This is a genomic window from Gammaproteobacteria bacterium (genome assembly GCA_016199745.1).
GTDB lineage: Bacteria > Pseudomonadota > Gammaproteobacteria > Acidiferrobacterales > Sulfurifustaceae > JACQFZ01.
In genome coordinates this window covers 47,204-71,979 of sequence record JACQFZ010000006.1, presented here as the reverse complement: position 1 = coordinate 71,979, position 24,776 = coordinate 47,204, and the positions used below count along the sequence as shown (strand labels likewise).

General features: G+C 55.8%; 23 protein-coding genes and 3 tRNA genes. 10 read left to right on the top strand and 16 right to left on the bottom strand.

The window, feature by feature from the left end:
* Positions 1 to 201 precede the first annotated feature (201 nt).
* Positions 202 to 549 carry a DUF1428 domain-containing protein gene (locus tag HY308_01770; GenBank protein ID MBI3897003.1) on the bottom strand — a complete coding sequence of 116 codons (348 nt, stop codon included), beginning with the start codon at positions 547 to 549 and terminating at the stop codon, positions 202 to 204.
* Positions 550 to 678: 129 nt separating this feature from the next.
* Here HY308_01770 and HY308_01765 point away from each other — a divergent pair, with 129 nt between their 5' ends.
* Positions 679 to 2,196: a DUF4080 domain-containing protein gene (locus tag HY308_01765; GenBank protein ID MBI3897002.1), complete on the top strand. Its 1,518-nt coding sequence runs from the start codon at positions 679 to 681 to the stop codon at positions 2,194 to 2,196.
* A gap of 102 nt (positions 2,197 to 2,298) precedes the next feature.
* Here the strand turns inward: HY308_01765 and HY308_01760 are convergent, their stop codons facing one another.
* Positions 2,299 to 3,603, bottom strand: a complete 1,305-nt coding sequence (locus HY308_01760) for a hypothetical protein (protein MBI3897001.1) — start codon at positions 3,601 to 3,603, stop codon at positions 2,299 to 2,301.
* Positions 3,604 to 3,781: 178 nt separating this feature from the next.
* On the opposite strand from HY308_01760, the gene HY308_01755 reads away from it, so the two are divergent.
* Positions 3,782 to 3,937: a hypothetical protein gene (locus HY308_01755; protein ID MBI3897000.1), complete on the top strand. Its 156-nt coding sequence runs from the start codon at positions 3,782 to 3,784 to the stop codon at positions 3,935 to 3,937.
* Positions 3,938 to 4,012: 75 nt separating this feature from the next.
* Here the strand turns inward: HY308_01755 and HY308_01750 are convergent, their stop codons facing one another.
* Positions 4,013 to 5,263 carry an IS4 family transposase gene (locus HY308_01750; protein ID MBI3896999.1) on the bottom strand — a complete coding sequence of 417 codons (1,251 nt, stop codon included), beginning with the start codon at positions 5,261 to 5,263 and terminating at the stop codon, positions 4,013 to 4,015.
* 590 nt (positions 5,264 to 5,853) lie between these two features.
* Between HY308_01750 and HY308_01745 the strand changes: the two genes are divergently transcribed.
* A complete protein-coding gene (locus tag HY308_01745) occupies positions 5,854 to 7,410 on the top strand; it encodes a DUF4153 domain-containing protein (GenBank protein MBI3896998.1) in 1,557 nt (518 codons plus the stop codon).
* Positions 7,411 to 7,547: 137 nt separating this feature from the next.
* Here HY308_01745 and HY308_01740 read toward each other — a convergent pair whose 3' ends face one another.
* From HY308_01740 to HY308_01685, 12 genes are all read right to left on the bottom strand, one after another.
* Positions 7,548 to 7,730, bottom strand: a complete 183-nt coding sequence (locus tag HY308_01740; protein MBI3896997.1) for an SEC-C domain-containing protein — start codon at positions 7,728 to 7,730, stop codon at positions 7,548 to 7,550.
* Between the two features lie 102 nt (positions 7,731 to 7,832).
* A complete protein-coding gene (locus tag HY308_01735; protein MBI3896996.1) occupies positions 7,833 to 8,984 on the bottom strand; it encodes a slipin family protein in 1,152 nt (383 codons plus the stop codon).
* Positions 8,985 to 9,439: 455 nt separating this feature from the next.
* Positions 9,440 to 9,510: transfer RNA gene (locus HY308_01730), tRNA-Met, on the bottom strand.
* A 147-nt stretch (positions 9,511 to 9,657) separates the two neighbouring features.
* Positions 9,658 to 9,733: transfer RNA gene (locus tag HY308_01725), tRNA-Arg, on the bottom strand.
* 14 nt (positions 9,734 to 9,747) lie between these two features.
* Positions 9,748 to 9,822, bottom strand: a tRNA-Asp gene (locus HY308_01720).
* Positions 9,823 to 9,930: 108 nt separating this feature from the next.
* Complete coding sequence (locus HY308_01715; GenBank protein ID MBI3896995.1) at positions 9,931 to 10,077, bottom strand: hypothetical protein; 147 nt, start codon at positions 10,075 to 10,077, stop codon at positions 9,931 to 9,933.
* A gap of 322 nt (positions 10,078 to 10,399) precedes the next feature.
* Complete coding sequence (locus HY308_01710) at positions 10,400 to 10,618, bottom strand: DUF1289 domain-containing protein (protein MBI3896994.1); 219 nt, start codon at positions 10,616 to 10,618, stop codon at positions 10,400 to 10,402.
* A gap of 106 nt (positions 10,619 to 10,724) precedes the next feature.
* Entirely contained in the window at positions 10,725 to 11,243 is a 519-nt protein-coding gene (locus HY308_01705) for a diguanylate cyclase (protein ID MBI3896993.1), read from the bottom strand.
* Positions 11,170 to 11,478 carry a GGDEF domain-containing protein gene (locus tag HY308_01700; protein ID MBI3896992.1) on the bottom strand — a complete coding sequence of 103 codons (309 nt, stop codon included), beginning with the start codon at positions 11,476 to 11,478 and terminating at the stop codon, positions 11,170 to 11,172. Before HY308_01700 ends, HY308_01705 begins: the two co-directional genes overlap by 74 nt.
* A 262-nt stretch (positions 11,479 to 11,740) precedes the next feature.
* The gene (locus HY308_01695) at positions 11,741 to 12,406 is read right to left on the bottom strand and encodes an FHA domain-containing protein (GenBank protein MBI3896991.1); all 666 of its coding nucleotides are present in this window, start codon (positions 12,404 to 12,406) and stop codon (positions 11,741 to 11,743) included.
* 190 nt (positions 12,407 to 12,596) lie between these two features.
* Positions 12,597 to 14,081, bottom strand: coding sequence for a sensor histidine kinase N-terminal domain-containing protein (locus tag HY308_01690; GenBank protein ID MBI3896990.1), 1,485 nt, complete (start codon positions 14,079 to 14,081; stop codon positions 12,597 to 12,599).
* Positions 14,071 to 14,742 carry a response regulator transcription factor gene (locus HY308_01685; GenBank protein ID MBI3896989.1) on the bottom strand — a complete coding sequence of 224 codons (672 nt, stop codon included), beginning with the start codon at positions 14,740 to 14,742 and terminating at the stop codon, positions 14,071 to 14,073. The genes HY308_01690 and HY308_01685 overlap by 11 nt, the downstream gene beginning before the upstream one ends.
* 160 nt (positions 14,743 to 14,902) lie before the next feature.
* Between HY308_01685 and HY308_01680 the strand changes: the two genes are divergently transcribed.
* From HY308_01680 to HY308_01665, 4 genes are all read left to right on the top strand, one after another.
* Positions 14,903 to 15,637 carry a fibronectin type III domain-containing protein gene (locus HY308_01680; GenBank protein MBI3896988.1) on the top strand — a complete coding sequence of 245 codons (735 nt, stop codon included), beginning with the start codon at positions 14,903 to 14,905 and terminating at the stop codon, positions 15,635 to 15,637.
* Positions 15,638 to 16,555: 918 nt separating this feature from the next.
* Positions 16,556 to 18,598 (top strand): discoidin domain-containing protein, encoded by a 2,043-nt coding sequence (locus HY308_01675; GenBank protein ID MBI3896987.1) that lies wholly within the window; start codon positions 16,556 to 16,558, stop codon positions 18,596 to 18,598.
* 340 nt (positions 18,599 to 18,938) lie between these two features.
* Complete coding sequence (locus tag HY308_01670) at positions 18,939 to 19,892, top strand: hypothetical protein (protein ID MBI3896986.1); 954 nt, start codon at positions 18,939 to 18,941, stop codon at positions 19,890 to 19,892.
* 110 nt (positions 19,893 to 20,002) lie between these two features.
* The gene (locus tag HY308_01665) at positions 20,003 to 20,554 is read left to right on the top strand and encodes a diguanylate cyclase (protein MBI3896985.1); all 552 of its coding nucleotides are present in this window, start codon (positions 20,003 to 20,005) and stop codon (positions 20,552 to 20,554) included.
* Positions 20,555 to 20,719: 165 nt separating this feature from the next.
* Here HY308_01665 and HY308_01660 read toward each other — a convergent pair whose 3' ends face one another.
* The gene (locus HY308_01660) at positions 20,720 to 21,472 is read right to left on the bottom strand and encodes an SDR family oxidoreductase (GenBank protein ID MBI3896984.1); all 753 of its coding nucleotides are present in this window, start codon (positions 21,470 to 21,472) and stop codon (positions 20,720 to 20,722) included.
* 119 nt (positions 21,473 to 21,591) lie between these two features.
* On the opposite strand from HY308_01660, the gene HY308_01655 reads away from it, so the two are divergent.
* From HY308_01655 to HY308_01645, 3 genes are all read left to right on the top strand, one after another.
* Positions 21,592 to 22,491: a LysR family transcriptional regulator gene (locus HY308_01655; GenBank protein MBI3896983.1), complete on the top strand. Its 900-nt coding sequence runs from the start codon at positions 21,592 to 21,594 to the stop codon at positions 22,489 to 22,491.
* A gap of 91 nt (positions 22,492 to 22,582) precedes the next feature.
* Entirely contained in the window at positions 22,583 to 23,032 is a 450-nt protein-coding gene (locus HY308_01650; GenBank protein MBI3896982.1) for a DUF393 domain-containing protein, read from the top strand.
* Positions 23,033 to 23,043: 11 nt separating this feature from the next.
* Entirely contained in the window at positions 23,044 to 24,756 is a 1,713-nt protein-coding gene (locus HY308_01645) for a DUF4166 domain-containing protein (GenBank protein ID MBI3896981.1), read from the top strand.
* Positions 24,757 to 24,776 lie beyond the last annotated feature (20 nt).

The following is a 24,776-nucleotide window of genomic DNA, read 5'->3' as shown; positions in this document are numbered from 1 at the left end:
CTTGTTACACTGCATCGGGGCTGATCCTCTTTGGTTATCGTTGTACGGACTCGACAACCGTAGGATAGCGCGAGGAGGTTTCAGCCCTCTTCCTATCTTCCCGATGGATAAAGTGATTTGCTTAAAGCAGTGCCATTGGGCAGCGTCCCTTTTTAGCGCCCCTCTCCTATACGAGAGGGGCGCAACCGATATACCGGATTCCTACTCGTTCACGATTTGCTCGAACCCGCCCCAGAACATACGCTTGCCATCGAACGGCATCTGCATGTTGGCCATGGACGAATCTTCGCTCATCTTTTTGTTGGCGGCGTCGCGTGTCTTCTTATCCGGATACTCGATCCAGCTGAAGACCGGCGTCTCGTCTTCATGTGCCTGCGTGGCCCTGTAGAAATCTGTCAACACGCCTTTCGGGACGTCATCGCCCCAACATTCGACGCAGCGTGTCGCGCCTAACTTTTTAAAATAACCCGCCATTTCCTTCGCATGGTTTGCAAATTCGTTCTTGTTGGTGGTCGGTACGGCGGCGACGAATCCTTCGATGTAGGGCATTGCGCTTCTCCTTGATGGTTGACGGTCGCCCATTAGACAGATAATTCGTGATACCGGCATGACGGCTTCGGTGATAGTCGTCGAGAACCAACAGCTAATGTATGTCAATCATGGCGTATCATGAGCGCGATGAGCCCAATCCTTCTCACCACTATTAATGCGCAATACATTCACGCGTCCCTTGGACTGCGCTATCTGCTGGCCAATCTTGGCGAGCACCGTGCCGATGCGAAGCTTCTTGAGTTCACGCTCGAACAACGGCCCATCTATATTGTCGAGTCGCTGCTCGCACACAACCCGACGATCATCGGACTGGGCGTGTATATCTGGAACGTCGTGCAGACGACCGAGGTGGTTGCGCTGCTAAAAACAGTGCGGCCGGAAGTGCTCGTGATAATCGGCGGGCCGGAGGTGAGCTACGAATGCGACGAGCAGCGGATCGTGCAGCTGGCCGACTACGTGATTACGGGCCAAGCGGACCTGGCGTTTGCGGCGCTCTGCAAAAAGTTGTGTGCCGGTGAACGGCCTGCCGAGAAGATCATTCAGGCGCCGGTACCGGAAATGGAAGACCTGGCTCTTCCATATCGCGAGTACACCGATAAAGACGTCGCCAATCGTCTTATCTATGTCGAAGCGTCGCGCGGCTGTCCGTTCAAGTGCGAGTTTTGTTTATCGGCGCTCGACAAGACGGCGTGGCCGTTTCAGCTCGAACGATTCCTGGCGGAAATGCAGCGGCTGTTCGACCGGGGCGTGCGCCATTTCAAGTTTGTGGATCGCACCTTCAATCTCAACATCAAAACGAGCCTGCGCATTCTGGAATTCTTTTTGGAGCGGATGACGGAGGGAACGTTCATCCATTTTGAATTGATCCCCGATCACTTGCCCGATGCGCTCAAAGAAACGATTGCCAAGTTTCCGGCCGGATCCCTGCAGTTTGAAATCGGCATTCAAACCTTCAACCCGGATGTGCAACAAGATATCTCGCGCAAACAGAACAACGAGAAAGCGGCGGAAAACATCCGTTGGCTACGCGAGCATACTCATGCGCATTTGCACGCCGATCTCATCGTGGGTCTGCCAGGAGAGACGGTCGAGAGTTTCGCAAAAGGTTTCGACAAGCTGGTGCAATTGGCGCCGCACGAGATTCAGGTTGGCATTTTAAAGCGCCTGCGCGGCGCTCCCATCGCGCGCCATACGCAAGCGTTCGACATGCGCTACAACCCGCAACCGCCGTACAACATCTTGTCGAGCGCCGAGATCGACTTCGCGACGATGCAACGGCTGCAACGCTTCGCCCGCTATTGGGACATGATCGGTAACTCCGGTCGATTCGTGCATACCCGCCCGTTGCTGCTCGCCGACAAACCATTCGAGCGTTTTTTGACGTTCAGCGATTGGCTATTCGCCACGACCGGGCAAACGCATCGCATCGCCCAGGATCGGTTGTACGAGTTCGTGTTCGACGGTCTCATCACTCTATTCGGTGTCGATATCGGTGCTGCACGCGAGCTGCTATCGCGCGACTATTTGGAAACCGGCGCCCGTGGCTCACCGAAATTTCTAACGCGCCCGCCGGCAGTTACCGCAACGGCAACCACTGCAAAAAGCGCTCTTTCACAGCGACAAGCTCGGCATCGTCGGGCGTAGCATTAGCCGCCAAGGGAAACCGCTAGCGAGCGGTTGGATAAAGGGCCGGAGGATCAAGCGGGCATCGCTCCGGTTCGTCCAATAGCTAGCCACGGCTTCGCTTTAAGGGGCGAAGCGACTAAAAATAACGGAAAGGTTGTCGTGGCCGTCCTTGTCAGATGCGATAACGAGGTGGCCTGCACCATTCATGGCTATCGCCGGATCGAGCGATCCGTACGTCCACGCTTGAATTAAATGTGGTCCGTGCCATGTGCCATCGAAGTAGTAGCCGATGAAGTCTTCCGTCTGATTTTCGACGGTGATAACAAGGAACCGTCCCGCGTTGTCTGCAAAGACGGGTGCCCGCTCAAAGGACGTTGCATTGGTATCTAGCGGCTGCGGGGCGTTCCAGCTAACGCCATTGAAGTACGCGCCATATACTATGTCGCTTGTCGCGGATGATTCCAGCCAAGTACTCGTTGCGGTGCCAGTGTTTGTGATCGCTGCGCTGCCCCAACTGAAGCCTCCGGGTCCGTCAATGTCGGAGGCAAAACTGGTCCACGATGTACCGTCAAAGTGAAAGTGACTTAGGATATTTGCGTTGTGGTCAACGTAATCTGCTGTGCCGCTCGCATTGAAGAAAAGCGTCCCAACCGAAACGAAGGGGGCGGGCGGCGGAGCGAGGTTGGACCAAGCGGATCCATTCCATATCTGCGATCCATTTCCTGCCAATACCATCACCTCATTGTTTTTATTCACCGCGATGTACGCAAGGAGTCCTAACGCGTCAAGCTCATCGATATCGACAAGACCGCTACTGTCGAAGCGGGCGACATTAATATGATTGTTGCTGGCAGTGAAGGCCACATACACCACGCCCCGGCTGTCGACTCCAATTATTTTTGATTTGCGGGCGAGATGCGGAAAGGCAATCTTGAGGTCGACTGACCCTTCTAGCATGACGGTGGAATAGGTCCAGGCGTTTCCATCAAAATAGGCGAAACCAAAGTGGTCGCCGTTACTATTCCGCTCACCACGGAACACGACACCGCCCATGCCACTTTCGTTTACTACTACCTGATGTGTCTTACCGGTCCAAAGTGCGTACTCACCTGGTGTCGCGAGTTCCATAGTTGCAGCTTGGGTTGTTCCATCGAAAGACGTTCCGTAGAGATAACCACTTTCTGAGTAAACAAGAAGAGTCTTGCCCGCTTCGTTGACGGCGAGTTCAGGGTTATAAAAGAGACCATCTTGGAAAGAGCCGATCGGAACGGTGGTGAGCGATTGAAATGCACTGGACGGTGTAGGTGTCTGTGCCGGCGAATCGCCGCTGCTACCTTCACTGCTACCTTCGTCGCTACTTCCGCCGCAAGCGGCGACCGTAAAAATCAGACCAAACAAGAGATGCCGGACAGACAACGTCTTCATTATCCCCCCAATCGGGCTTATTATTTATTAGTCAGCAAAGTCTGCCTGTTCTTAATGGCGTTTGCTACTGGAAATAGGGGCATGTGAACCTGAGACAAGCCTTTGTCGTTTTCAGTCCCTAAAAGAAGCAATCCGATCCGATTCCTCCCTCCCATATCGATAATAAGAGGAGCCAATCATGCGATCCGGCAATCCCGTATTAACCGATAAAATATTCCGCGGACTCCCGCGTTTGGGCGACGCGATGACGTTAGGCGGAACGGTAAACCGCACCGCCATCATGTTCGTGCTGGTGTTAATTACCGCGGGGCGGACCTGGAACCAGCTTATGTAGGGCGCAATGATTTGTATTGCGCTGGAAGCTATTACTCAGTGCCATTGCACTCCGACCCTGAGGTTTCCCCACAATTCATTCCGGAATTCCCAGTTCCGCTAGCCACCACTGCGGTGGCTGCGTGAACACGCACCACAGATCACGCGTTGAGATTTGGGTCCATCGTTGGCGCAACGCTTCCCAACCGATGCGAAGCAACGAATAGTGACGTCGCGGGCGCTGGCTGACGATGCCGCCGTAACGTATCACCGACGACGCATTGCCGGTGAGGGCGCTGAGCCAAGCGACAAACGTGGCGAGCGCGTGCAGCAATAACAACACGGCCAGTCGTTTGTCGCGGCGAGTAAGGCTGTCGCCAACGGCGCAACCATAGCGATCGCATTTGAGATCCCGGAAGCTCTCCTCAATCTGCATACGCTTGGCGTAAATGGCCACGATCTGCGGGTGACTCACTTCGGTGAGCGAGGTTGCCAACAACCACGGCTCCCGGGCGCTTTGCGCGGCCTTGAGGTTCTGACGTGAGCGTGCCCGTTGGCCGCGGCGCGTGAGCGCCTTACGCCCGCGACGGGGCTTTCGCACCAAGATCAAATCACATTGCCACGGCGCATTACGCACGAGGCGTGCCGCCGTAAAACGTTTCGGTTGGGGGCGCGCCACGGTATGTAGTGAACGGTTAGTGATCCACCCGCCGTCCTCTGCCAACTGCACGTAGGTGCGGTGACGCACGCGCCCGACATAATCCCAACCGAGTTTCGTGACCGCTCGAAACCACGGTGCCCGGAAACCGGCATCGGTGACGAGGATCGGTTTGACCGCGGGCGGTAGCAACGCTTTCAATCGACGCAGAAATGCCCGCTCCACTCGCGCCGAGTTCTTCTCGCGCTCGGGATGGATCGTCTCAAGAACGGTGAGCGTGCGGCCCCCGACCGGAATGCCGGCGCGCAGCAGATGCAGGCTCCCATCGGTTTTAAGATCGGACCAGTCGATCACGAGGATCGGCCGATCACCGCGCACGAGCCAGCGCGCCATGGCCGCGTAGCAGCGTTCGCTTTCTTCGATCAGATGCGCATTGCCGAGCAATCGATCGAGACGCTTCAGTGGGGCGCGCACACGGGAGGCTCCCGGCCACGCACGCGCCAACTCCATCAGAATCAATCGACGACTACAGATAAGCGCAGCGACCGCGCCGAGTAATACGCGGGTACGGGCCGCGTGCATCTGCTGAAAGACATCCGACAAGCACTTCTGCAATACGGCGACGGCGTGCAGGGTGAGGAGACTCCCTTCACGGTGTGGTAACCCGAAGGGTGTCAGAAAACTCGCCATGCACGCACTGTCTTTCGGGAAGTTATCGGGTAACTTGTTGAATTGTTGTTGAGGAATGTGGGGAAACCTCAGACTCCGACCCCTATCTAGTTTTTCATTGAGTCGCACCGCCTTTTCTTCGGCCTGTTTGCGTGCGGTGATATCGGTAATAAAGCCTTCGAGATATTGCAGCTCATCCTCGCCGGGCTTCAGTTTCTTTTTAATTCCGCGTGGGCAGAAAAGCGTTGCCCACCCTACATGGAATTATTTTGAGTGACTGCTCTTGCGCTTGAGTAAGCGCCATTACAACCCCTCCAGCTCGCTCCGACCAAATTAGAAGTTTCCGCGTGTTACCATTCTCGGCGCAACGTAATTGCCAACTTACATAACAATTTCCGAGGTCCATAATAATGACGGCGTCCCCTAAAGCAGTATCTCCAGTCACGCTCGCCGTCATAGGCATCGGCGCTGTCCAAGGCGGTTGGCTTTGTTGGCTCCAATGTAGCGCCGACCTGGCGACGGGGACCTCAAGCTGGCCCGGAAGCAATCCTGTTTGGCTATTGGCACTTCTCGCCATTGGTATCTTTGTTCCGACTAGCGCCCAACTTTTATTGATTGATAAGTTTCGCGGACATATCGCTGGGTTGGCGCTCGCGGTGTTTGCGGCCGTTGTCGCTATGCTTGCTGCTTATCAAGGCGCTATTACGCCGCCGCTTGCCGGTGACGAATTTTCTTATTTTCCGTTCTGGACAGCGCTGGCGGTGATCTGGTTCATCGCATTACCGTTCCTGCAAGCGCGCCTGGCGACGAACACCTGGACGCATTACGGAACGTTGTTTCGGTATTCCTGGCAAAACGCATTTTTTTTGGCCGAGGCGGCGCTTTTTACCGGCGTTTTCTGGTTGTTGCTGTTGTTGTGGGCGCAGCTGTTTTTGCTCATCGACATCACCTTTTTCCGCGAGTTGTTTCTTCGGCCGGCGTTTTCACTTCCGGTCAGCGCTATTGTATTTAGCGGTGCGTTGACGCTAGTCGCCGCGCGCGAGGACGTCGCTCTTGTTTTGCGGCGCCACGTGCTCGGGATCTTCCTCTGGTTGCTGCCGCTGGTGGCGTTCATTGCCGCCATTTTTCTTATTGCGTTACCGTTCCAGGGTTTGTCGTATATCGGTAAAGCAGGCATCTCGACCGGGATCATGCTGTGGACGATCGCGTTTTTGATTAAGTTCTATAACGCTGCCTATCAAGATGGCGAGACACCACCGCCATATCCGCTGCTGTTGCGCAACATGCTGCGTGTCGCCGTAGTGACACTCATCGCGCTGGCGTCGCTCGGCATCTACGGTCTGAGTATTCGAATTTCGCAGCATGGTTGGTCGGTCGAGCGCGTTTGGGCGGTGACAGTGGCGGTGTTGGGTCTGCTATACGGCGTGGGCTATGCAGCAGCAGCGTGGCGTCGTGGGCCGTGGATGCATGCGATCGGCAAGACGAACCTGCGCATGGCGCTCGTCTGCCTTGGCGTTTTGTTGTTGCTGCTGAGTCCAGCGCTGAGCCCGTACAAAATTTCCCTGAACAGCCAAATCGCTCGGCTTATGGACGGACGTACCCGCGCGACCGATTTCGATTACGCTTATTTGCGCTTTTCGCTGGGCAAGCCGGGCCACGATGCATTGACGGCGTTATTGCAAAACCAGACGCACGCGGATAAGGACGTTCTGCATGAGCGTGCCGCCGCCGCTTTGGCGATGGAGAATCGGTGGGACATCAGTCCTGTTAATGTCGGCGTCGACGAAATGGTGCGACGATTAGTTGTCGTGCCGGCGGGGGCGGTCATCGATCCCAGTTTTATCGAATTCCTTAAAGCCAATCGCAATACTTTCGAATACACCGCGGCAATCGTTCCATCATGCGGGCGCCAAGCCAAAGAAAAAGCATGTAAAGTTTTTTCGGTTGATCTCGATGGTGACGGTGACTTAGAGATATTGGTGGGCTCTGGATGGAGTGCGTCGGTCTTTAGCAGAGATAAAGCGACGTGGAAACGCATCGGCGACATCGACCTGCGGAATGAAGATATCGAAGGAGCGCTGGCGCTCGGAAACTTCAAGCTTGTCACGCCGCAATGGAAGGATTTGAAAATAGGTGGCCGGCGTTATCACGTCGTGCCGATCGATTAATAAAAAAGCCAGCGGGCCCGACACCATTGCCGGGCCCTTTTCGTTTCGAGCAGCTAAAGGGGTTGGAGTGACTACCCAACCCCTTTGTTCTTACTTACTATCTAAAGAAGTAACCCCTGTCTGATCCATCGAATTGATCAGTCAGCATGCAGCACTTTTTGAAATCTGCGATTGGATCCGCATGGACATGGGTCGTTTCGTCCGAGTTTCTCTAACAATTCCTTATTACCGTGTACGACGCGATTGCCGCGCCTAACGCGTGCTTCGGATGGGAAACCTTTCTTGCGTTTACTCGTGACCTCGAAACCAATGTTCGAGATGTTCGGGTTTGATTTTCATGGCACACCTCCAATAAAGCGGGTTCGGCACAATTACCGGACCCTTTTCATTTCCAATCGCAGCAAAAATTCGACGTTTAGCCGTTACTCCGACCTCACGTTAATCTTCACCACGTCCTTCAACACACCTTCCAAACCACCGAAGACGGTGAGCTTATCGATCTTGTCGGTCACCTTCTCGAGCACTTCCAGCTCCTTCAGGCGCACGAGGATCGGGTTTTCGCCCATCAGCTTCGCGGTGTTGAGCAGCGAACGGGTTGCGGCGGTTTCCTCGCGGCGCTTGATGATGTTCGCCTGCGCCGCCTTTTCCGCTTCCACTACCTGGTTCAAGATGGTCTTCATCTCGCCCGGCAGGATCACGTCCTTGACGCCTACGCTCTTCACCTCGATACCATGTTCGGCAACCTTGCCGCGCACGTCCTCGTAGATCACGCGATCGATCTCGCCCTTGTCACCCAACAACGCGTCCAAGGTGCGAGTACCGATCGCTTGCCGAAGCGCGAACTGCAACTCGCGGTACAGGTAACCGCTGAAGTCGGCGAGATCCTTACGCGCCTTCACCGCATCGATGATCTTGTACGCACCCGACAGGTTCACACGCAGGCTGACCTTGTCCTTGGTCAAAATTTCCTGACCCTGGACTTCCATGGTCTGCACACGGGTGTCGACCTGCTCAACCTTGATGTTGCGGTTGAACTTCCAGAACGCATACAACCCCGGCTTCAAGGTCTTGATCAGCTCACCGTCGACAAACAACATACCGATGAACTGCTCCGCCACTTCGACCGGGTACACCGCATCGGTCACCGCTTTCAACAACTCGCCCGCACGCGCACGCGCGACCAACGCGACCTTGTCACGCGGCACTTCGTAGTCGGTGTCGATCTTCACGACTTCGATACGGACATCGACCGGACCGCGCCAGTACAACTTACGGATCGCCGGCGCCAGAACACTAGTCAGCTTACCGTTCTTGTAAACCAAGCCAACCTCGCGCTCACCGAGCTCGATCACCTGAAAGTACTCCGCACACAGCACGGCCATGTCCTTCACCAGTACATCGGCCCGCGGGTGTTCGAATTCCGGAACGGAGATGTCATACAGCTCGACCTTCACACGGCCCATAAGGTCCATGATCCAGTACACGCCCGGTTCCAACACCTTCACGATGCTACGGTCCTTCAGGATCAGACCACGCTCGTGCTGCGCGATCACTACGCGCTTAATACCCAACATTGTTGTTCTCCTTTGTGACACGATTGATTGCGTGGCTCGTTTCTCACTCGGTACTCGAAGCGTTCGCTTCAAGTCGCCACACCGACGCCGTTACGTTTTCATGCTTCATCTCCTCTTGCCCTCTCGCGGAAGGCGAGGGGATAAAAAAGTGGGAGCACCCCACGCCGACATCGCGGATCGCGACGGGGCCGCGCATCGTGCTTGCGCTTGGTGTCGCACCTCCATCGATAAATGAACCCTCCCGATTCTGACCATCGTCTTCAGTGCAACACCTTGCGCTCGCCGGTGTCGCGGTTGCGCCGCGTTCAAGACGGCATCAGCGCTGTGATCGCTGCTTCCCGAGCCGACTGCTCTCGCTCACAGCTTTCACCGGAATGCTCCCGGCCACTGCTTTACGACTATGGTGGAGTCGAACCACCTCGGCTTTCGCCTTTTCCAACGTCAGCTTTCAAAGCTGGTGAGAGCGGGAGTTGAACCCGCGACAGCCGATTTATGAGATCGGTGCTCTAACCTACTGAGCTATCTCTGTGTCGAAACGCTTACATTCGTTCTGTATACGCCGTGCAATCGTTGCCTAAGCATTGGCGCACAGGACCGGCCGTTTGAACCGGAGCCGCCGAACGGATGCAGCCTTCTCAACTCATTTCGCGCGACACCACATCGCGCCAAAGCTTGGTACGCCTGGAGAGATTCGAACTCCCGGCCTCCTGATTCGTATTCAGGTGCTCTTCCAACTGAGCTACAGGCATACATCGCAAAGACTTGGCGGCCCGTACGGGAGTCAAACCCGCGACCTGCTGCTCGACAGGCAGCTGCTCTATCGTTGAGCTAACGGGCCTAAATATTTCAGGCAACAAAAAACCCTGGTGCGTTGCCGCGACCAGGGTTCTTTATCCTGGCCGGAAGGCAACACCTGCGCGCCTTCCAGCCAAAATATCGGGAAGGTTTACGTCATGGCGTCCATGCAATCGGGCAAATAGATGCCGTCACGATGATGCAGCGCATCACCTTGTTCGATCGCAGACGCAACGCGCGCGAGTCGTCGGCTCGCAAACGCGGCTGCTATGCAAAATTTGTTTGTATGTGTATTCATAGGGCGCGCGATTATACGGAGGTTGCTTGCTTCGTCAACGTAAAAGATAAAAATCACTTAGACCTTTTACAGACCACTCATGGCAATCGTTATTACTTTTGCGAGCTAAAGAGGTCGGAGTGAAATGGCACTTACTTAAAATTGATTCACCGTCATAACAGCAGCGTTCCCTCTCCCCTTGCGGGAGAGGGGGACCCTTATCAAGGTGATATCACCCCTCTCCCAGACTCTCTCCCGCAAGGGGGGGGAGTATCGGCGGATAGGCTTCGGCTTTTGCTTTAAGTAAGTGCCGTTCGACTCCAACCCATTTTATATCGGGTAACTATTTCAAATCCTTTTGCGACCGCAACATTCTGCGTTTGAGCGCGTAGGTATTTTTTCGATCCGCAAGTTTTTCGAGTACCGCTAGCCTTTGATCGGTGGAGTAATTCTGCCAACCCAGAATTTCTTGAAGTGTGCGATAGCACCCGAGGCAAATGTCGGTTTCGGGGTCGAGTGTGCATCGGCGGATGCACGGTGATTCGGGTTTAGTAGAAGACATGATGGCAAGTATTCTCGGGGACGAGCCACGTCCTTGCTTGGTAAATTTGGTTAACACTTTCAATTTGCATTTTCTAAAGATAGCAGGGGAGCGGAGACCAAAAAGACTACGGATCGATCCAGCGAATCAAGGCCTCGACGCCGGTGACGTTGCGAGTCATTGCATCGACCTTCGCCTGGTAATGCAGCGCAAATTCATGGTTCTCGGTGGCGCGCCGCAAGCGACTCTCGAGGGCCAGCTTCTCACTGGCACGTTCGGTCATCACTCGCGTGTAAAAAAGATAACGTTCGCCACTGGACTTGGCTTCCTTCAACGCCGCTTCCGCGTTGCGAAACAAGGTGTCGGTGTCGGCACCGTCATTGGGATAGAGTGCGATACCGACCCTAGCGGCAATGTGTAGCTCGGTGTCGGCGAGCTGAAACGGTTGGGTGACACACTGCACGATGATCTGGTGGGTCGTGCTGATGGCGTCGTGTTCGTTACGCGCCTCCGGCAGCACGACGACGAAGCGATCGGCGCCGAGGCGCGCCGCGTGATCATCGCTCTTGGCGCTATCGATCAAGCGCTGCGCAAACTCCACCAGTAGCGCATCGCCGGTCCGACGAATGATCGAGATCGATGACACACAAGGCGAAGCTGCTTTGATCGTGGGCGGTGGCGCGCACATGCTGCGTCAGGCGTTCGCAGAAAAGCGTGCGATTGGCGATACCGGTGAGAGAATCGTAGTGCGCCAGATAATTGATTTGCTTTTCCTTTCGTTGCGTCTGCGGCTCGACGGTTGCAATCCACGCGAGTCGAACTTTTCCAGCGACGACGGCGATACGGCACGCCTCCTGGAACAGCTCTTGCTCATTGTGCATACGGACACCACCCGTAGACGCGATTGAGCCGCACGACTTTTTCCTCGGCCTGTTTGCGTGCGGTGATATCGACGTGTGCGCCGAGCAGGCGTATCGGCGTCGCCTGTGCGTCGAGCTGCATACCTGCCTGCGCCAGGATCCAGCGGATGTGGGGAGAGAGATTCGCAGCTTTTGCCGAATATTTGTAATGTCTCCGTGGGCTACCCGCACTTTCTCGGACGCCTCCGGGCTACCATCGGTAGAGCAGGTTTTCAGTAAACCGTTACTTGAGATGAAACTGAAACTTCGTCCCGCCGACTTCAATAATGTCGCTATCCTCCAGCAACACGCCTTCAGGCGGCATCGGTTCGCCGTTGAGCTTCACTGCGCCCGGTTCAGCCTCGGCTTCAAGCAGGTAACGGTCTGATATACGCGTAACCCGAGCCGAGTTGCCACCGGGATCGTCTAGCGTCACGCTTTCCTTGGTCAGTGACACGCGTTTCCCCTTTTCTCTACCTTCGATTCCCTTCAGGTGCGCGAACTGTATCGCCATCGTCAAACCCGGGTCGGCGTATTCCGGAGCGGCGGCGGGTTTGGTGATCGTGGTGGGAGCGGACTCCGCGCGGTACAGCAGCGAGTGTTCGCCGATGATGATGGTTTGGTCGTTAAGGAGCTCGTGCGTTTTTATGCGCTTACCATCGACGAAGGTTCCATTGGTGCTGTCGAGGTCGTATATCGCCGACTTGTTGTCGAAGGTTGTAAGGACGGCGTGCTCGCCGCTGACCGCGGGATCGTCGAGCACGATATCCCCCGTTCTGCGGCCGATCTTCATGCTGCCCTGTTTCAAATTCACTTCGCCGACGATTTTGCCGCGGCATCGAATGACTAGCTTACCCATCTGGACCTTCCTGTCTCGCTGTTTGAAGAAATCGGATTTCGTTCCCAGCAACGTCGATGATATCGCCGTTCTCCGGTAGCTGACCACCTATCAAAACCCGCGCCGGGTCTTGCATGGAGTTATTTGAAAGCCCCGCGATAACGGAAAACACGATGGCTGGGCGAAATGCTAACGTGGGTCCTCAGCTTCTGGCGGGAAGCGGTGACATCGTCATTCATAAACGCGTAGCAACCCAGTCGTGTCATGCAACGCCCGGCTTATTGCCGGGCGTTGTCAGCGGGTCGCTCGCGACCTGGCGCAGGCCGTTAATCGAAATACTAAAAACGCCGTGATCACTTAAGCCCGTTGTCACATTCAGTTGCAGTATTTGCGCGTACGCTTTCACCAGCGTTAACCCTAAGCCGGCATGGTGCTCGCCGGTGCGCGCCGGATCTTTGCGCCATAAGCGATCAAACATCTTGGCGAGATCGGCCCGCAGCAAATGCTCGGCGGTATTGCTCAGCGTCAATGTGACGTCGTCTGATTGAACCGTGATCGAAGCGGTTATTTCGCTATCCGGCCGACTGTAAGCGACGGCGTTAGAGAACAGATTGTTGAGTATTAGCTCGATTTCGGTGACGCTAACTTGGCAACGACAAGCCGTCGGCCCGAGCCGGCGGTAACGAAGTTGTTTCGTTTGCGCTTCCTTTCGTACTCGCAGCCACGCGCCATCCAGCAGATCGGACAATTCCAAGGCCTGATAATCCAACGTCAAAAAATTGCGCTTCTCGCACCGCGTCAACGCCAGCAGATTATTGATGGTGCGCTGCATCTGCCGGCTCGCGCCAAGCACGTCCTGAAAGAAATTCGCCAACAGCTCGCGATCGTCGGGCCAGCGGACCGCGACCTCGGCAAGGTTGTGTAATTCGGCGACCGGCGTACGCAACTCGTGAGCGACGTCGGCGGTGAAGCGCTGCTCGCGTTGAAACGAAAACTCCAATCGCTCCAACAGGTCGTTAAACTGCTCGATCACCGGTCGCAGCTCGCGCGGCGTGTCAACCGCGAGGCGACTACTTAAGAGTGTCGCGTCGAACTGACGTAGTTGCTCGCCGACGTCGTGCAACGGCCGTAGTCCTTTTTTAACCGCGTGTTTCACCACCCAGGCAACTCCGGCAATGATGACGATAACGGCGGCGAGCAACGACAGTTGTTTCATGAGCAACGAACGGTCGAGCGATTCGCGTTCGCGTGCCACCACCAACGTCATGCGCTGTTGCCACGGCATCCCGGTAACCTCGCGCGCCTCTTTGTCGTCGATCTGCGCCAGAAAAACGACTTCGATCGCGCGACCGGCACGACCATCGGGCAGTGTCAGGTCGGAAAAGCGCTCTCCGAGCGGACGGTCGCCGGTATGCGCGAGGTCGTTGGATTTTAATGACCGCGAGCGTTCGAGCACGCTGCCGTCTTTCAACCAGAGCTGAAAGTACTCCGGGTTCGACGAGGTCTCGAATTCCGGCATGAACTCGTCGGCGAAATCCAACTCGACTTCATCGCCGTGTTGCTTCGTGAGTGTGATCAGCGCCCGCGTTTTCGCCAACAGAGTACGATCGAATTCGCTGCTGATCCAATCCACCACGAAATAATCTAGCGCGCCGCCGGCGATTAGCAGGACCGTACCGACACCGGCGATCGTCAGCCGCCGCAGGCGCTGCTCGATCGATGGCTGCCGCTGGCGGTTAGTGGGCATCCACGTAGTAGCCAAAGCCGCGTCGCGTTTTTATCACGTCATCGGCGCCGTACGCCTTCAGCTTTTTTCGCAACGACGACACGTGCACCTCGATGGCGTTACGGCTCACCGGCGAATCGCTGTTATAGAGTTTGCGGACGAGCTGATCGTAATCGAGAACGCGGCCGCGATTCATCATCAAATACTCCAGCAGCGACAGCTCATGTGGCGTCAGCTTGATCAGCGCGCCGGCCAAGCGCAGCTCCTTCAGGGCGGTATTGAATTCGAGCTCGCCCAATTTAAGCAGTGGGCATTTTTTGTCATAGGTACGCCGCAGCAAGGCGGCGATGCGCGCCTGCAGCTCGTCGAACGAGAATGGCTTGACGAGATAATCGTCCGCGCCGAGCTGCAAGCCGCTGATGCGATCCTGCACCTGATCCTTGGCCGACAGTATCAGTACATGCGTTTTAATATGGCGTGCGCGCAGTTGCTGCAGCACCGTCAAGCCATCGAGCTCCGGCAGCATGATGTCGAGCACGATCAAGTCGTAGTCGGCGCCGGTGATGAACCGCAGCGCTTCGCGTCCGTTGGCGACGGCATCGACGGCGTAGCCGAGCTTGGTCAACCCGAGCGTCAGCGATGTTCGTAGCCGCGGCGAATCTTCAGCGATCAGCAGTTTCATATTGTTATAGCGGTCGTCGGCTGTATAACTATCAGCCGAACCTTAAGATTTACTGAGCTCCTAAATTCGGATCCTCAGTTCTCAGCCAATCTTCAGTTGCGTCGTTTAATTTCCCCTTGTTGTTGCCGTCTATTCGCTATTAACCAACGAGGAGATAACAATGTTAAAACGATTCCTGTTCGCGCTTGCGCTGTTGTCCAGCATCGTTATACAGGCGCCGGCCTGGGCGACCGATGATGTCGAACTTTTCGGCTCGTTGCTACACCAGCTTTACCACCAGGACCAGGTGGCCCAGCTTAGCATCGCTGAGATCTTCCTCGAACAGAACTCCACCGACGGCGATACCGAAGTGGTCGTGACCGCCACGGGTGGCGACGAGGGCCTAAAGCGCTTTTGGCTGTTCGCGCCGGATGGCAAGCTGGTCTACGAGTTCAAGTCGCCCAAAAATGGCCGCAATATCGGCGGCCGCGAAATTATCATTGAGTCGCCCGAATCGCCGGACATACAGAAAACGTTGGTGGCTTACCCCAAGGGCATTTACGTCTTTATCGCCGAGTCGGTTAGTGGCCAGTGGCTGTATGGCACCGCCAAATTGAGTCACAAAATGCCGGCCCCGGTTGTTATCACGTCTCCCATCCCCGACAGTTACGTGTCGCGTCATGCACTGACCATCACATGGTCGCCGGTTGTGGGTGCCGCGTCTTATATTGTTGAACTTCAGAATAAAGCTAATGGGCGCAAGCTCACGGTCGACGTTCCCGGCAACCAAACGACGTTTCAGGCGCCGGCCGAGTGGGTGGTGCCTGGTACGGAGTATCAGGTTGGCGTATTCGTGATCAACAATGTGGGCAATAAGGTAACGACAGAATTGACGTTTTTGACCGTACAAGACTAGTTGTCATGGTCGGCGGCGCCGTCTTGCAGCACTGGCGTCTGTGCGGATTCTAGTCGTGATTTGCGAGTAAACCGAAGCGGGCCCGGCATCGTTGCCGGGCCTTGCTGTTTCGTGGTGGTTGAAAGTTATTGCGGTGCAAATATAAAAGTTCCGCCAACCGCCTTCAGCCTCATTCCTGCGGCTCTATGTGATGAATTAACCAATGTTCATCCATCTCTATTCCTACGCAAACTTCTTTGTTCGCAGCCTCCAGGATATGAACGACGATTGGACGGAGCGAAGCGGATGGGCTGAATAACGTTGTGACTTTTGCGGTGGGCGCAATATGGATAACCTCACCGACTTTTCGGCGAATCAGTCGCATGATGGCCTTCGGGGATTTGAACAGAAAGACGCTTGCCTGCGCATTATACCTCCCTATGTGATTTTAAATATTGCGCGATGGTGGCTGCTTGCAGCGGTGGGATCAAGGCACAAAGGTGCCGCGAGAGAATAATAGAGAACAGATCGTGATCTCAAACGATGCAACGTAGCCGTTCTCACGCGACTGTGTCCGTGATCTTTGAAATTTTGTAGACGCATATTCGTCAGCGTTCTGGTGTCGTATCCGTTGTCGATCACCTGCCCTCGTAATACTGAAGGTTACCGTCCATAAAAAATATTCTGAATGGCGAAAGAGTACAAAAAATTAGAACCAGCTAGCAGAGGTAAGCCAACTAAATGCGTCGGAGCGGAATGGCACTTACTTAAAGTAAAAGCCGAGGCGCATCATCGGTTTCCCACCTATACGAAAGTCTATAGATGCACTCGCATCCACTTTTTCTGTGTACGCTACGCTCTTCGACAGAGCGCGTTTACGCGGCGTAATCGCACCGACCTTGGGTTTCGCACACGATCTAATAAGAATGGATGGGACTTATGTCTACACAACGGATAACAACTATTTTCTTGCCCGCTATTTTTCTTGCACTCGTTTTATCAGTATTGAGCAACTATGCCTTCGCTGCCGATGGTCTTCCCGTCAGAGCGGTGACGGCCAGTTCCAACGACGGTAACGTCCCGGCGAACACGCTCGACAACAATTTGACCACTCGTTGGGCCGCCGGTGGCGATGGCCAATGGATTCGATTTGATCTTGGCGCAATCAAAACCATCAACGCCGTTGCAATTGGCTTTTACAAAGGTACGGAGCGCCAAGCCCGTTTCGACTTGAGAGTCTCGAGCAACGGTTCCATTTGGACCACGGTATTCAGCGGGCAGAGCGGCGGTCAAACGCTCGCGCAAGAACGATTCGAATTCGCCTTCGTGCAAGCGCGTTATGTGCGCTACGTGGGTCACGGCAATACATCGAATAACTGGAACAGCTTGACCGAAGTCGATATTTACGGCCCTACGGCCGTTGCGTTAACCGTCGCACGCTCGGGATCCGGCACTGTCAGCTCCGTTCCGGCCGGTATTAATTGTGGTGCGACCTGTAGCGCCACTTATGCGGTTGGCACGAGCGTTACGCTCAGCGCCATACCAGCGAGCGGTTACAGCTTCAGTGGCTGGGGTGGGGCGTGCGCGGGCGTGAGCGCCACCTGCACCGTCGTCATGACGGCCGCGCGCAACGTGATTGCGACGTTTGCGGCGGTACTGCCGCCGAGCAACGTGCAGATCGATTTTACGGCGCCGCTGCAATCGTTATCGCCGCTATCGCTCGGTTCGTGCATCTCGACGTTTGCCGATGGCGGTACCAATCTCATCAAAGGTCCGGACCAGCCGCTGTGGCGGCAATACTTGCAGGACCTTGGCCCGTTAGTTTGGCGCATCCCGCTGTATTACCACGATGGCCAGGTCGGTTCTTCCGCCGGTGGGCTTCACGGCGGCAACGACGGCACGGCCTACATCAACGCCATCAAGGCGATCAGCGGTACGCCGATGATCGCGATCGGCGGATCGACCAACGATAACGACGTCGCCGCGAGCGATGCCGCCAGCCTGGTGCGCTACTTCAACAATGGCGGCGACCAAAACAGCGGGCCGGTGGATTACTACGTCATCGGTAACGAACCGGACAACGACTTCGGTGTCAGCAACTATATTTTCGGCGGCAACGGCAGCTCCGGCTTCCACGCGATCGTCGGCGCCATGCGTACCGCGTCGACACGGCCGCTCACCATTGCCGGACCGGCGCTGAACGCATGGGCCACTTATAAATTTGACGACTTCCGCGCGTTCTTCGCCAATGCCAATGCCGACGTCGATATCGTCGACTTCCACAAGTACGGCGACGGCGCACATTACGACAACCTCAATCGCACCGGCCAATACGCCGACGCTGTGAAGTGGTTGCGCGCCGAGATCGATAGTTCCTTCGGTACTCGCGCGAACACCGTTGCTATCCAAGTCGGCGAGTTCAATTATCATCCGCGTTACGACGGCTGGGCCGATGCGTTCTATACCTCACGCAACTTGGTACACACTGCTTCGGTTATCGGCCAGGTATTGCGCCAAGGCGGACGGGCGTATCAGTTCTCCGACAGCAACGGGCCGCTCGGCTTGATTACCGATGGCACCGGCAACAACGATCAACCCAACGGACAACACGTTCGACTGCCGGCTTACTGGGGCCTGTCGGCATGGACCGGCGGTGCCTGGATGCATCGTTACGGTACGATATTGGTCACCGCCGATACCACGTTGCCCGATGTCGAGGTCTATGCGACCGACAACACCAAGAAAATTATCCTAATCAACAAATCGACCGACACCGACCGCACGGCGACGATTCGGCTTAAGGGGAAAGACAGCGGTATCTATTCCGCCTGGCAGTACGTGCGTGGCATGGATCCCACGGCATTCAGCACCGGTCCGCAATTTCAGCCGCCGGCGCGTATCGCTACTGCCCAATCGTTCGCCGCTGGTGCGTTGCAAATCGACGTGCCGTGGATGAGCGTGGTCGTGATTACGGTGGATTGAAGTTGTTGTCGGCGACTGGATAGAAGAGGGTGGAATGCAATGGGACTTACTTAAAGCAAAAACCAAAACGTATCAACCGCCACTCCCTCCCCCGCAGGGGGAGGGCGGGGTGGGGCGGGTTTTTTTGCAGTAGCGATCACAACCCACCCCCATCCTGTCCTTCCCCCTGAAGGGGAAGGGACCTGCTAATAAGTTCGGGGTCGGTCAGTTTAGTAACACAGTCGAGTTAAGTAAGTGTCATTCCACTCTGACACTTTAGCCGCAGCCGCGTGCTTTTGCCTCTAGCGCGCCCCAAATCGGCGCGCTAGTCTGCGAGACCACATCCATCTATCTAGAAAACATGTCTTCTGCAGATGCACCGTGGCCGAGTCTGCCATTCGCAGAATGGAACGACACCCGCGAGACGCTCCATCGCTGGACGCAAATCGTCGGCAAGATTCGCCTACGACATGTGCCGGCACTTAATCATTCGTGGCAGGCCACACTCGATCTAACCGCACGTGGTCTGACGACATCGTTGATGCCACACGGTGCCGCGCTATTCCAAATCGATTTCGATTTCGTCGACCACCATCTGCTCATCCGATCGAGCGACGGCGCTGATGCGACGATGACGCTCAAGGCGCGCTCGGTCGCCGATTTTTATGATGAGCTCATGCAAACGCTCGAAGCGCTCGGTCTTGCGGTTCGTATTCACATGAAGCCGAACGAGATTAAAGACGCGATTCCGTTTGACAAAGACGAGGTGCACGCGGCCTACGATCCCGAGGTCGTTGCGTGCTGGTGGCGCATCGTCGCGCAGTCGGCATGTGTCTTACAAAAGTTTCGGGCGCGCTTCGTCGGTAAGGCGAGCCCGGTACATTTCTTCTGGGGTAGCTTTGATCTCACCACCACACGCTTTTCGGGCAAGCGCGCGCCGTTGCATCCGGGTGGTCTAACGAACCTGCCGGATCGGTTTGCGCATGAGGCGTATTCGCATGAAGTCAGTGGTTGTGGATTCTGGCCAGGCGGGAGCGTTGCCTCGTTTCCGCTTTTTTACGCGAACGTTTATCCCGAACCCGCCGGCTTTTCGTCGGCGACGGTTCGGCCGGTAGCGGCGTTCTATCACGCCGCCACTCATCAATATGTATTGCCGTACGACGACGTGCGCAACGCACGCTCGCCGGAGACGTTATTGCTTGAGTTCATGCAAAGTACGTACGAAGCGGCCGCAAACTTAGGCGGTTGGGATAGATCGTTATTAGAACGACCGCGGGAAATCGAGTCTGATATGAGTGAACTAGGGCCGGAGTGATTTAAAAATAGAGAGTGCAGCAAGCCAATCGCGTTAAAACAATAGAAAATTCTATCAATCGGGATACCTGCCTATACTTCTAGCTAGAGTATTCGATTCCGGAGGGGGATATGTTCGGACAATTCGCCGCCTATCTTGTACGCGCGATGGGGCGGCCCTTCACCAAGGCACGTGACCGCGCTCGCATCGACGATGCGCTCAGGGTGCTCACCCACCGCCGCCGTCGCACGCCATCAACCGCGTCCACGGCGCCGATGCCTCGCCGTAGTGCGAACGCGCTTTCGGTAATTCTGCTCGAGCTGGATTATGACGATGCCAGAATAGGGGCATCTAAAGACAAGCTGCTGCGCGCGTTTGCCATTGACCTGCGTGCCAAGCTCCGCGCGATGGACAGCTCGCGGCATTATGAAGGCACCAAGTTCTTGGCGATTCTGCCGGAGACCGATAGCGTCGGCGTGCAAATCGTCGCTGCCCGGATTCAAAAGAGCTTGGCACAACTACATATGGAAGCTTGCATGGGAGTAGTCACTTTCAATGCGTCGCAGTTTGCACAGATTGCCGTCGCCCGGCGCGGCAAGCATCTGATGGCGACAGCGGAGCGAGCTCTTAAAGCGGCAAAGGCCGCGGGACGCAATCGCCTGGTTTATAAAAATAAACTCTAAAACTGGTGCTGCGTGACCGTAGACCCGGCACTACGTACGACGACGTGCGGAGCACCGTATCGACGGTTTATATACCCTAGCCCTCGCCTCCGGGGGAGAGAGGATAAGAGGCAATAGCGCCACTCGAAAGTTGTTAAGGCAGTGCCATTGGCCTCGGTCCGTTGCTTACAAAAACATCCCGCCCGACGCCTCGATTCGCTGGGCGTTGATCCAGCGGCTGTCTTCCGAAAAAAGCGAGGCGATAACGCCGCCGATATCGTCCGGAACACCGACGCGGCCGAGAGCGGTTTGCGCAGCGAGAAAGTGGTTAAGTTGTTCGTTGTCGCGCACGGCGCCGCCGCCGAAATCGGTTTCAATCGCGCCGGGTGCAACGACGTTGACGGCAATACCGCGTGCGCCGAGCTCTTTGGCTAAATATTTCGTCAATACCTCGACCGCGCCCTTGATCGCGGCGTAGGCGGCATAACCGGGTAACGCGAAGCGGGTTAGGCCGGTGGAAATATTGACAATGCGGCCGCCGTCGGCCAGCAATGGCAGCAGCCGTTGCGTGAGGAAGAAAACGCCTTTGAGATGAATGTTCACCAGCTGGTCGAACTGCTGTTCCGTAGTTTCGGCCATGGCGGCATGGATACCGATGCCGGCGTTGTTGACGAGAAAATCAAAACTGTCGCGATTCCATTTTTCTTTCAGGATGCGTTTAACGTCGGCGGCGAACGCCGCGAACGATTCGCTCCGAGAAACGTCGAGTTGTACCGCCACCGCTTTTACGCCGTGTTGCTCGATCAACGATACGGCTTCATCGGCTTCTTCGCGTTTGCGATGGTACGTCAGAATTACACTGATACCCTTCTGCGCCAACGTTAACGCCGTGTTCTTGCCCAGTCCGCGGCTAGCGCCGGTCACGATCGCGATTTTCATAGAGCCTCCTCTAGTTCGTTAAGTCAGTTGACGAGGCCAGGATGACGATTTCGAGCGCTTGGATAAACCGGCCATTTCTGATAACACTGTTCAGCGATTACGAACAATCAGGGGGGCGCATGGATAGATTGGATGCGATGCGGATCTTCGTGCAGGTCGCCGAACTCGCGAGTTTCACACGTGCCGCCGAAGTGCTCGGCATGCCGAAGGCGAACGTGTCGACAGCTGTGCAACAACTCGAAGCGCAGCTGGGTGCGCGCCTGCTGCACCGAACGACGCGCAAGGTACAAACAACACAGGATGGAATGGCGTTCTACGAACGCTGCCGTGATTTACTCGCCGATGTCGGCGACATAGAGTCGATGTTTCAACGCGGCGCGGCGCATGTGACCGGCCGGATTCGCGTCGATATGTCGAGCGGCATCGCCAAGAATCTAGTCATTCCAAAATTGCCCGAGTTTCTCGCAAGGCATCCGGGTATCGAGGTCGAGCTGAGTTCCATCGATCGGCGGGTGGACTTGGTCCATGAAGGTTTCGACTGCGTGATCCGCGTCGGCAAACTTGCCGATTCTGGATTGATTGCGAAGCGGTTGGGACAATTCACGATTATCAACTGCGCGAGCCCAAAATATCTCAAGCAATACGGTCGGCCGCGAAAGCTCGGTGATCTCGAAAATCATCGACTGATTCACTACGTTCCTATCCTTGGCACAAAACCCGATGGCTTTGAGCACTTCGATGGTCAACGCTATGCGACCGTCGAGATGCAAGGGGTGGTAACGGTCAACAACAGCGACGCCTATCTTGCCGGTTGTTTAGCGGAACTTGGAATCATCCAAGTTCCGTCCGTCGGCGTGAAATCCCATCTTAAAGATCGTCGCCTGATTGAAATTCTTCCGAAGTATCGCGCTGAGCCGATGCCCGTGTCGCTGGTATATCCACATCGTCGGAACGTGGCACGACGGGTGCAGCTGTTTATGGCGTGGATCGAACAGATCATGACGACGTATGTAAGTTAAAAGTAGTTGGATGTTCGTGCGGCCAGCGATGGCCTAGAGTGAATCTAAAAATAGCCAGAAGAAACGATCCCAAGCAGGCTACATTATAAAAATGCACGGCGCCTATAGCTATCGAACAGATTCCGCCGTACCCGATTTCCCAGACGATCGTCCCCTTATCGTTTTCGACGGCTATTGCGCGCTTTGTTCCGGTTGGGCGCGCTTCGTATTGTGTCATGACCGAAAAAAACTCTTTCGGTTGTTGCCGGCACAGTCGGTGCTCGGCCGCGCCATTTACCTGCACTATGGACTCGATCCGGAAGATTACGAGACGAATATTCTCATTGCCGATGGTCTCGCTTGGTTTAAATCGGAAGGCTCGATTCGCATGGCGCAGGCGCTCGGCTTTCCGTGGTCGCTCACGGGTATGTTGCGAATTTTGCCGTTAGCGATACGAGACCGGCTTTATGCCTTCATCGCGCGAAATCGGTTGCGTCTTTTTGGGCGTAGGACAACGTGCTATCTCGTTGAGCCTGGTCACGAAGATCGGTTCTTGCGATAAGGGCTACGCCATTGCGTATTCTCATTCTCGGCGGTTACGGCACCTTCGGCGGGCGCCTGGCGCAGCTCCTCGCGGATGAGCCGCGGCTGACGCTGTTCATTGCCGGTCGCTCGGCGCAAAAGGCCAAGACATTCTGCAACAGTCTGCCGTCCGGCGCGCACAAGATCGCGTTGTCGTTCGAGCGCGATGGCGATATCGACCGCCAGCTTGCAGCGATCAAGCCGGATGTAGTGGTCGATGCCACCGGGCCTTTCCAATCGTACGGCGATCATCCCTATCGCGTCGTGCAGGCGTGTCTCGCGCTTAAGATTCACTACCTTGATTTGGCGGACGGGTCCGATTTCGTCAAAGGCATTTCTCAATTCGACACAGCGGCCAAAACACGAAATGTTTATGTGTTGTCGGGCGTCAGCAGCTTTCCGGTATTAACGGCGGCAGTCGTGCGACGGTTGTCGCATGACATGATACGCGTCACCGCGATCAAGAGCGGAATCGCGCCGTCGCCGTATGCCGGCGTTGGCTTAAACGTCATTCGCGCGATCGCTAGTTATTCCGGTCAGCCGGTGACGTTGGTCCGCGGTGGCCGCAAGGCGCGAGGTTATGCGCTCACCGAGACGATGCGCTACACGATCGCACCGCCGGGACGTTTGCCGTTACGAAATATCCGTTTCTCGTTGGTCGATGTTCCAGATCTGCAGACATTGCCGGACTTATGGCCAGAGTTAGATTCGATTTGGATGGGAGCGGGTCCAGTTCCGGAAATCCTGCAGCGAATGCTGAATGGATTGGCGTGGTTGGTGCGTTTAAAACTTTTGCCGTCGCTGACACCGTTCGCCTCGCTGTTTTACCGCGTCATTAACGTCGTCCGTTGGGGCGAGCATCGCGGCGGTATGTTCGTTTCGGTCGAAGGCGTCGATCGCGGTGGAAATCGTGTCGAGCGTTCATGGCATTTGTTGGCCGAAGGCAACGATGGTCCGCTCATTCCGTCGATGGCTATCGAGGCGATCATCCGCCGATCGTTGGCCGGAACGGCGCCGGTCAGTGGCGCACGGCCGGCGACGAAAGAGCTGGAGCTCGAAGACTATGAAGCTCTTTTCAGTCGCCGAACGATTTATCCCGGTCAGCGCGAGCAGCGGCTCGGGGCACAGCGATTACCGTTGTATCAGCGAGCTCTGGGCGATGCTTGGGCGTCGTTGCCGGGGCCGATACGGCTGATGCATCAGTGCACCGACGGCTTAGAAGCAGAAGGTGTTGCCACTGTAGAACGCGGACGCGGTGCGTTTTCGCGGCTCGTGGGTGCGTTGATCGGTTTTCCCAATGACGGACAGAACGTTCCTGCTAGAGTCATCTTTGAATGCAAGAAAGGCGGCGAAGTTTGGCGCCGAACCTTTGCCGGAAAATCATTTTTCAGTTTGCAAACAGAAGGCACAGGTCGTTCCGAGAGGCTCATCTGCGAAAAGTTCGGTCCTTTCAGTTTCGGCTTAGCGTTGGTCGTCGAGGCGAACAGACTCAATCTTGTCGTCCGGCGTTGGAGCGTGTTCGGATTTCCATTGCCGCCGGCGTTAGCGCCGACCGGGCGGTCTTATGAATTCGTCGAGAACGGCCGATTCAACTTCCATGTCGAAATCGCGCATGTGTGGACCGGGCTCATTGTGCGTTATCGCGGTTGGCTCGTTCCTTCGGCGCAAGCAACGGCCGCCGCTGAGTCAGTGCATGTGAAGTGAGAAGCACTGCGCCTTAATGT

What these genes read in the sequence shown, in the direction of transcription:
- HY308_01755 (MBI3897000.1), top strand. Translation starts at nt 3,782, where the DNA reads ATGCGATCCGGCAATCCCGTATTAACCGATAAAATATTCCGCGGACTC.
- HY308_01655 (MBI3896983.1), top strand. Translation starts at nt 21,592, where the DNA reads ATGGATAGATTGGATGCGATGCGGATCTTCGTGCAGGTCGCCGAACTC.
- HY308_01760 (MBI3897001.1), bottom strand. Translation starts at nt 3,603, where the DNA reads ATGAAGACGTTGTCTGTCCGGCATCTCTTGTTTGGTCTGATTTTTACG.
- HY308_01765 (MBI3897002.1), top strand. Translation starts at nt 679, where the DNA reads ATGAGCCCAATCCTTCTCACCACTATTAATGCGCAATACATTCACGCG.
- HY308_01770 (MBI3897003.1), bottom strand. Translation starts at nt 549, where the DNA reads ATGCCCTACATCGAAGGATTCGTCGCCGCCGTACCGACCACCAACAAG.
- HY308_01700 (MBI3896992.1), bottom strand. Translation starts at nt 11,478, where the DNA reads ATGCACAATGAGCAAGAGCTGTTCCAGGAGGCGTGCCGTATCGCCGTC.
- HY308_01690 (MBI3896990.1), bottom strand. Translation starts at nt 14,081, where the DNA reads ATGCCCACTAACCGCCAGCGGCAGCCATCGATCGAGCAGCGCCTGCGG.
- HY308_01660 (MBI3896984.1), bottom strand. Translation starts at nt 21,472, where the DNA reads ATGAAAATCGCGATCGTGACCGGCGCTAGCCGCGGACTGGGCAAGAAC.
- HY308_01710 (MBI3896994.1), bottom strand. Translation starts at nt 10,618, where the DNA reads ATGTCTTCTACTAAACCCGAATCACCGTGCATCCGCCGATGCACACTC.
- HY308_01670 (MBI3896986.1), top strand. Translation starts at nt 18,939, where the DNA reads ATGTCTTCTGCAGATGCACCGTGGCCGAGTCTGCCATTCGCAGAATGG.
- HY308_01685 (MBI3896989.1), bottom strand. Translation starts at nt 14,742, where the DNA reads ATGAAACTGCTGATCGCTGAAGATTCGCCGCGGCTACGAACATCGCTG.
- HY308_01650 (MBI3896982.1), top strand. Translation starts at nt 22,583, where the DNA reads ATGCACGGCGCCTATAGCTATCGAACAGATTCCGCCGTACCCGATTTC.
- HY308_01715 (MBI3896995.1), bottom strand. Translation starts at nt 10,077, where the DNA reads ATGAATACACATACAAACAAATTTTGCATAGCAGCCGCGTTTGCGAGC.
- HY308_01750 (MBI3896999.1), bottom strand. Translation starts at nt 5,263, where the DNA reads ATGGCGAGTTTTCTGACACCCTTCGGGTTACCACACCGTGAAGGGAGT.
- HY308_01680 (MBI3896988.1), top strand. Translation starts at nt 14,903, where the DNA reads ATGTTAAAACGATTCCTGTTCGCGCTTGCGCTGTTGTCCAGCATCGTT.
- HY308_01675 (MBI3896987.1), top strand. Translation starts at nt 16,556, where the DNA reads ATGTCTACACAACGGATAACAACTATTTTCTTGCCCGCTATTTTTCTT.
- HY308_01665 (MBI3896985.1), top strand. Translation starts at nt 20,003, where the DNA reads ATGTTCGGACAATTCGCCGCCTATCTTGTACGCGCGATGGGGCGGCCC.
- HY308_01735 (MBI3896996.1), bottom strand. Translation starts at nt 8,984, where the DNA reads ATGTTGGGTATTAAGCGCGTAGTGATCGCGCAGCACGAGCGTGGTCTG.